The sequence below is a fragment of the Nocardia sp. 852002-20019_SCH5090214 genome, assembly GCF_001665865.1.
GTDB classification, from domain to species: domain Bacteria; phylum Actinomycetota; class Actinomycetes; order Mycobacteriales; family Mycobacteriaceae; genus Nocardia; species Nocardia nova.
In genome coordinates, this window is sequence record NZ_LZMK01000145.1 from 1 (window position 1) to 7,646 (window position 7,646).

Annotated in this window: 6 protein-coding genes and 1 pseudogene; 3 read left to right on the top strand and 4 right to left on the bottom strand. The window is 68.5% G+C overall.

Going from position 1 to position 7,646, the window contains the following annotated elements; all coding sequences use genetic code 11:
* From A5780_RS40875 to A5780_RS12255, 3 genes are all read left to right on the top strand, one after another.
* Window positions 1-1,651: hypothetical protein (locus tag A5780_RS40875; RefSeq protein WP_064908480.1), on the top strand; the 1,651-nt coding region annotated here is incomplete at its 5' end.
* Complete coding sequence (locus A5780_RS12250; RefSeq protein WP_064908481.1) at window positions 1,648-3,360, top strand: hypothetical protein; 1,713 nt, start codon at window positions 1,648-1,650, stop codon at window positions 3,358-3,360. The genes A5780_RS40875 and A5780_RS12250, both read left to right, overlap by 4 nt.
* Before the next feature lie 397 nt (window positions 3,361-3,757).
* Window positions 3,758-4,093 carry a transglycosylase family protein gene (locus A5780_RS12255; protein ID WP_030514506.1) on the top strand — a complete coding sequence of 112 codons (336 nt, stop codon included), beginning with the start codon at window positions 3,758-3,760 and terminating at the stop codon, window positions 4,091-4,093.
* A gap of 94 nt (window positions 4,094-4,187) precedes the next feature.
* Here A5780_RS12255 and A5780_RS12260 read toward each other — a convergent pair whose 3' ends face one another.
* The 4 genes and pseudogenes from A5780_RS12260 to A5780_RS12275 form a co-directional block, all read right to left on the bottom strand.
* The gene (locus tag A5780_RS12260) at window positions 4,188-5,531 is read right to left on the bottom strand and encodes an LLM class flavin-dependent oxidoreductase (protein WP_063015052.1); all 1,344 of its coding nucleotides are present in this window, start codon (window positions 5,529-5,531) and stop codon (window positions 4,188-4,190) included.
* Between the two features lie 30 nt (window positions 5,532-5,561).
* Window positions 5,562-6,458, bottom strand: coding sequence for an ABC transporter permease (locus A5780_RS12265; RefSeq protein WP_064908482.1), 897 nt, complete (start codon window positions 6,456-6,458; stop codon window positions 5,562-5,564).
* 4 nt (window positions 6,459-6,462) lie between these two features.
* Window positions 6,463-7,296 (bottom strand): ABC transporter ATP-binding protein, encoded by an 834-nt coding sequence (locus tag A5780_RS12270; protein ID WP_063015056.1) that lies wholly within the window; start codon window positions 7,294-7,296, stop codon window positions 6,463-6,465.
* A pseudogene (locus A5780_RS12275) lies at window positions 7,293-7,646 on the bottom strand (ABC transporter substrate-binding protein); the annotation flags it as partial. The pseudogene A5780_RS12275 and the gene A5780_RS12270, both read right to left, overlap by 4 nt.

Consider the following 7,646-nt stretch of genomic DNA (forward strand, 5'->3'; position numbering starts at 1 on the left):
GGTGGCGGCGGCCGTGCGGGGCCGCTGGAGTTTGCTGCGAAACCGATTGTGGCCGACGGTTTTCCGCCGCCAGGCACCCGACGGCGCGAGTATTGTCGCGCGGGTACGCCGGCGGTCTCTGTGGTGGCCCGTCCTGGTGATCGCGCTCGCGGTCACGATCCGCGGAATCGGCGTCGAGCTCGGGCCCGGTGGGCGCGGCGCCTACGCCCGGACCCTGGTGTGGGTCCTGTGCGCGGTGGCGGTTCTGGTCCTCGCCCTGGAACTGGCCTGGCATGGCCGCCGCGGCTGGTGGCCCTGGCAACCGCTGATCCTGCCCTTCGGCGTGTCCGCGTTCGTCGCCGGACTGGCCCTGCGCCTGCTGGCCGAGAACCCCGACTACCGGATGCCGGTCCCGGGCGTGACCGGGCAGCGGATCTGGTTGATGGCCACGCTGATCGTGGCCTTCGTCTGGTGCTGGCTGGGGGCGCTGTTCGCGCTGTTCCGCGCCGCGATCGCCGCCATCGAAGCCGATCCCGTGCGGCGTGGCTATCTCGAGGATGCGCGCGGCGCCGCGCGAACCCGGGCCCGGCTGTTCGAACTGATGCGGCCGGTGCTGCTGATTCTGGGCCTCGTCGTCGCCGTCGCGGCGGCCCGGATTTTCGACATCATCCTGGTCGCGGTGCCGGGATCGCTGCAGTATTCGCTGGACTCGGCGACCGTGCACTGGTGGCGGCTGGTCTCGGATCCCGATGCCGATCCCGGTGTGGCCGCGGCCTATTCACTGCCGCTGGCGGTGCTGATCGGTTCGGCGGCGTGGATTCTGCAGACCGACGTGCGACGCCACCGTGTCGGCTGGATGCGCCGCCCGGCCGTCGATCCGGTCCGTACCAGGCGCACTGCGCGCGGCGTCCTGCGAGTCGTGGCGGTCTCGCTGCTCTCGCTGGGTCCGCTGCTGGCGTTGGCGGTGTTCGGCTGGGTGGGCGCCGACGGGCCCGCCTTCGCCGGAACCGGTTCGGTCTGGCAGCACCGAGAGTTGTTGCACGCCATGGCCAATACCGGCTGGGTCGCGGTGTGGGCGACGGTCCTGGTCATCGGTGCGGCCTTCCCGGTCGCCCATCAACTCGCCGCGCTGCCCGCCGATGCGCTGCGTTCGCGAATCGCGGTGGTGGTACTGGTGGTGTTCACCGTCCTTCCCGCGCAGCTCTACGTCGGGCCGATCCGGCGTGTCATCGAGCGGATGGGGTTGACCGGGACGTCGTTCTCCTCGCTGATCGTGGTGCATGCCGCGATCGGCCTGCCCATCGCGATCCTGATTCTGCGCGGCGCGCTGCTCGCGCCCTCGGACGGCCCGGCCGCCGACGCCCTGCACGGTCTCGCGAAACCGTGGGCCGTCCTGGGCCGCGTGGTGTCCACCGCCTGGCCCGCCGTCGGCGCGGTCGCGGTGCTCGAACTGATTCAGGTGTGGAACGACTTCTTCATCGGACTCATGGTCAGCGGCGCCGACGTCAGTCCGTGGTCGCTGCTGCTGTGGGGCGACGCCCGGCAGTTCCAGGAGAACGCCGCCCATCTAGCGGCCGGTGCCCTGCTGTCGACGATCCCGCCGGTGCTGCTGTTGCTGGTGACCTGGCGTCGCTTCCTGGTTCCGGGATTGACGGGCGGGATCGTGCGATGAGTGGCGGCCACTCGCACCGGCCCGAGCACGACATCGCGTCGCAGCTCATCGCCACCCCGAAATCCTCGATCTGGCAGGGCTTCCTGGGTGCGGCCTGGGTGATGTCGTCGTCGCTGCTGCTCGAGGTGGTGGCGAAACTGCTGGAAGGTTCGGTCGGGCAGAGCCGGGTGCTGAACTCGCTGGCCGGGGTGTTGCGGTGGGTGGCGGTCGCGGTGGTGGCGGCCGCCGCGCTGTACGTGCTGTGGCGCAAGACGATGGATATGCGCGAGGGTGCGCGCATCCGCAGGGAACTGGATCTCACCGCGGACCTGGTCCAGCCGCCACCGGTGGTCGAGCGGACCGTCGCGGCGCTGCCGGCCTCCGCACCGGTTGGGGCGCGGCCGCTGGATGAGGCCGATACGGCCGTCGCCGACGTCCTGCGGGCATTGCCCTTCACCGACTACGAGGCCGCTGCGCTCTACGACACGGTCACCGCGATGCTCGACAGCGCGACGGTCCTGCCGGGGGAGCAGGCGGTCCTGCGGCGTTCCACCGGCGAGGTTCTGATCCGGCTCGCCGCCCACGGCGTGATCGTCCACCACGGACACGACCGATTCGCCGTGGACACGTCCCCGAACTCGCCGGACCTCGCTGTGATCCGCCGCACACCGCAGTGGCGCGCCGCGTGGCCGGCGCTGATCCGGCACTACTCCGATCGGGCGACGCGCTGGGCGGTGGCCCTGGATTCGGACCGGCTCGGTGCCGGCGCGCATCGGTGGTTCACGGGATCGGCGGACCGACTGGCCGAGCTGGTGCGCGAATGCGACAAATGCGACCACGGCATCGAGCTCGACATCCCCGCCCTGGCCCGCATCGCCGACGCACTCGACCTCTGGTACGCCCGGATCGGGAAGCCTTCCGACGGTCCCGCGGCGCGGGCGATGGTGGCGCTGAGCGAAGCGGCGCATCCGCAGATTCACGAACTGGCCTCGATCCGCTGCGGGCTGCTGCCCGACACCGCGACACGCCGACGATGGCCGCGTCCGCTCCGGCGGCGCAGCCGCCCGCGCCGGAGCACGGGCCTGCACGCTCGCCGCGCGCACGCCGAGGCGCTGCGGGATTTCGATCGCTTACCGGGCGGGGAGTACCCGCTGCCCGAGATCGTGGCCGGATTCGAGCGCGCCTGGTGGCTGCTGCCACGGCGCGATATCGCCGCGGAGGTCTGTGCCCTGAACGACCTCGCCATCGCACATCTGTACGAAGGACGCCTGGATGCCGCGCGTGACCGGCTCGAGCTGGCCGAAACCCTGACCCGCGGCGGTCGCCATCCGTCCGGGCGGGCACACACCTTCGAAACGTTGGGCCTGCTGTGGTGGATGCGCGGCGAGCCCCGGCGCGCGATGCGCTGGTGGCTGCTGGCGCTGACCCGCTATCGCGATCTCGGTCACGAACTGGGAATCTGCCGGTGTCTGCAGCATCTGGGCAGCGCCGTCGCGGTGACACCCGAATACGGTGGTCTGCTGCTCGCGGGGCCGCTGAGCACCGGAGAGGTCCTGCGCCAGGCCTCCGGCTGGCTGGCCTACGCCGCGCGATGCCGTCCGGGCGGAACCGGCCGCGCGCCCGCCCTCGCCGGCCGCTACCGTCGGCGTGTCGCGCACGCGCTGGAGAACGCGCAGGTCGCGCCGCTGGAGACGGTGGACCGGTGGCCCGTCACCGTGTCCGAGCATTAGCGCTCCGACCGGCCCGGATAGGCGTCCGCCCGCGATCCGAGACCGCGAAACCACCGATTTCGGGCATCGTCATGCGACTGGGGTCACTATATCTCAGTGATCTCGACCACATAACGGTTATATAACTACAGTAATGTAATGCGCGTTTATCGCACTATGCGCTGCGTAAACGTGAATATCCTCCATGTCGGGTTGAGACAGTTCGGTTGTTATCGCAACGTGATGTTTCGAGATTTCTCCGTTACCGTCGTTTGCAGCTCGGAATTCCGGGCTGACGCTCGAATCGCTGAACACCGGCAACCCTGTCCCGCGGTTCGAGTTCGACCCCGACATACCTGGGGGCAGGGACCCGTAATCGTCACCATCGGGCCGGCTGGGCGCAGGCAGGGAAAACCACATGTCTCGTAACCGTAAGTTCAGCACTCGCGCACTCGGCTTCGCCGCCGTCGCCGGCGCCATCGTCGCCGTCCCCTTCGGCCTGACCGCTACCGCGTCTGCCGACGGCGGCCACGACTGGGATGCGGTGGCGCAGTGCGAGGCCAGCGGCAACTGGGGCGCCGACACCGGAAACGGTTTCTACGGCGGCCTGCAGTTCACCCAGAGCACCTGGAACGCCAACGGCGGCAGTGGCAACCCGGCCAACGCCAGCCGCGCCGAGCAGATCCGCGTCGCGGAGAACGTGCTCGCCAGCCAGGGCCCCGGCGCCTGGCCGGTGTGCGGCGCCAACCTCTAAGGTTCGCCGCCCGCGGTTCGTCCGCATACACAAGCGTGCAGACAGGCCCCTCCCGGATCTACCCGGAAGGGGCCTGTCGCGTTGTATCCGCCGGTCAGGCGCTGATCGCGGCTCCCGTCGCGAAACGGCTCTCCACCGGCGCGAGGCCGTAGTGCCCGCGCAAGGTATCGGCGGTGTACTCGGTGCGGAACAGGCCGCGTTCCTGCAGGATGGGCACTACCCGGTCGACGAAATCGGTGAGTCCGCCCGGCAGATACGGCGGCATGATGTTGAATCCGTCCGCCGCGCCGGCCTCGAACCAGGTCTGCAGTTCGTCGGCGATCTGCTCCGGGGTGCCGGCGAAGCTGCGATGTCCGCGCCCGCCGCCGAGTTTGCCGATCAGCTGCCGCACCGTCAGTCGCTCCTGTGTGGCCAACTCCTTCACCAGCGTGAACCGGGACTTGTTCCCTTCGATCTCGCTCTCCACCGGCAGCGGCGGCAGCGGCGCGTCGAGGGGATGGCCGGTCAGATCGATGCCCAGCTGCGTGGACAGCTGCCGCAACGCGTAGTCGGGGGAGATCAGATCGGTGAACTCCTGCTCCAGCGCGAGCGCCTCGGCGGGCGTATCGGCGATGTAGGGCACGAGACCGGGGAGCACCTTCAGCTCGTCGGCGCCACGGCCGTACTTCGGCAGCCGTGATTTCAGATCGCGGTAGAAACGTTGCCCGTCCTCGAGACTGCGCTGCGCGGTGAACACCGCCTCGGCGTAGCGGGCGGCGAATTCCTTTCCGCTCTCGGAAGATCCGGCCTGCACGAGCAGTGGCCGGCCCTGCGGACCGCGCGGGGAGTTCAACGGACCGCGCACCCGGAACCGGTCGCTGTCGTAGTCGATGGTGTGGACCTTGTCCGGGTCGGCGAACACTCCGGCCTCGGGGTCGAGCACGATGGCCGAGGATTCCCAGCTGTCCCACAGCTGCAATGCGACATCGACGAATTCGGTGGCGCGCTCATATCGGCGGGCATGGTCGGGAATGGCGTCGTAGCCGAAATTGTAGGCCTCGTCGACCGTGCCGGAAGTGACGATGTTCCATCCGGCCCGCCCGCCGCTGATGTGGTCGAGCGAGGCGAATTTACGGGCCAGATTGAACGGTTCGTTATAGGTAGTCGAGGCCGTCGCGATCAGACCGATATGTTCGGTGGCGGCGGCGATGGCCGACAGCAGTGTTACCGGTTCGAACACCGCGAGCGTATTGCGCTGAATGCGCGGGCCCACCGCCAAGCCGTCGGCGAAGAAGACGGAATCCAGTTTACCGCGCTCGGCGATGCGGCCCAATTCCTGGAAATGCTTCACGTCCAGCACGCGCCGTTCCTCGGTGCGCGGATGGCGCCAGGCGGCTTCGTGATGACCGACGCCCATCAGAAAGGCGTTGAGATGAAAGGTTTTCGGTGATGGCGACATCGAGCGTCGTCGTCCCTTCGGTGTAGTGCTTCAACGATCGGATTGCGGGCGCCAGCGCGTGAGGCGGCGTTCGATCGCGACGAGTACGGCGTTGTAGACCAGGCCGACGATCGCGATGGCGACGATCCCGACATACATGTCGGGAATCTGGAAATTCTGCTGGGCGGCGGTGATGAGGTAGCCGAGTCCCGCTCGCGCACCGGACATCTCGGTGGCGATGAGGACCAGGATGGAGGCCGAGGCCGCCATCCGGATGCCGGTGAAAACGGTCGGCACGGCGGCGGGCAGGATCACCTTCTGGAACAGCCGCAGCGGTGAGAAGCCGAGGGACACAGCCGATTTGATCAGCAACGGATCCACCGATCGCACGCCGCTGATGGTGTTCAGCAAGATCGGGAAGAAGCCCGCGTAGACCACGATCGCGACCTTGGAGGTCTCGCCGATGCCGAGGATCAGGATGAACACCGGCAGCAGCGCCAGCGCCGCGGTGTTGCGGAACAGTTCGAGCAGCGGGTTCACGAAGTCGGCCACCGGCTTGTACCACGCGATGGCGACGCCGACCGGAACGGCGCACGCCACCGCTATCGCGAAGCCGACCAGCGAACGGCCCAGACTGGCGGAGGTGTTGTCCCAGAGCTGGCCGTTGCGGACCAGCTCGTCGCCGCGCTGCACGACGGTGGAAAACGGCGGCAGGAAGATCTGATCGACCAGGCCGAATCGGGGTGCGAGTTCCCAGAAGGCCAGGAACAGGCCGATGACCAGGACGGGCTTGAACAGCCGCCAGCCCCAGCGACCGGCCAGGGTGGCCAGCTGCCGTCCCGTGCCGGCGGTGGAGCGAGCGGGAGTCTCGGCCGCACTCCCGGCCGAGACAGAGGACTTCTTCGACACCAGCACGGGTTCGGCGGTGGCGGGCAGTGTGGTGGACATGGTGTTACCTCCTGTCGGTGGCCGCGAGGTCGGCCTGCTCGAGCCCCTGCGCGCGGGCCACCTCGTCGTGCAGCAGCGACCAGATCCGGTGCCGGACTTCGCTGAAGTGCTCGCTGGAGCGGATGTCGGCCTCCGGGGCGGTTTCGCGGTCGAGATCGATATCGACCACCGCCTTGACCCGTCCCGGCCGTGAGGTGAGCACGGCCACGCGCTGACCCAGATACACGGCTTCGTTGATGTCGTGGGTGATGAACAGGATGGTCTTGCCGGTGGTGCGCCAGATGCGCAGCAGTTCGTCCTGCAGCGATTCGCGGGTCTGGGCGTCGAGCGCGGCGAACGGCTCGTCCATCAGCAGCACCTCGGGATCGAAGGCGAGGCTGCGCGCGATGGCCACGCGCTGTTTCATGCCGCCGGACAACTCGTGCGGGTACCGGTCGCCGAAGCCGGTGAGGCCGACCAGCTCCAGATATTCGTCGGCGATCCGGCGTCGCTCACGCCGGCGGATGCGCTTGGCCTCCAAGCCGAATTCGATATTGCCGCGCGCGGTGCGCCACGGCAGCAGCGCGTACTGCTGGAAGACGATGCCCCGATCGAGACCGGGGCCGGTGACCGGCCGCCCGTCGAGCAGGATCTGCCCGTGGGTCGGCCGGGTCAGCCCGCCCAGCAGATCCAGCAGGGTCGACTTACCCGAACCGCTGGGTCCGACCAGGACGAGGAATTCACCGTCGCGCACGTCCACGGTGATGTTCTCCAGCGCGGTGAAGGGTGTTCCGGCGCCTCGCGCGGGAAATTCCTTGCGCACCCCGTCGAGCGCGAGTTTGATTGCCGTGTCGCTCATTTGGCGGCCACCACCTCTCCGGCCGGCCCGCTGTCGGCCGGGTACTTGCCGTTGGCGTAGGGATTGAACTTGTTCGTGTACAGATCTTTGGCCGCGAATTTCCCGGCGGGCAGTTCACCGTTGCGGACCAGCCAGTCGATCCAGATCTGCAGCTCTCGCTCCTGAATCACCGCGCCGGGCACCGGGATGCCGGACGATTTGTAGGAGTCGAGCAGTGTGGTGTTCTCGTTGCGGCCGCGCTTGTGGATGATGTCGGCCAGTCGCGCCACCGCCTGATCATGTGGCGTGATCTGCAGCCAGCGCGTCGCGCGGGCCGTGCCCTGGACGAAGTCGGCCACCGCGTCCCGATG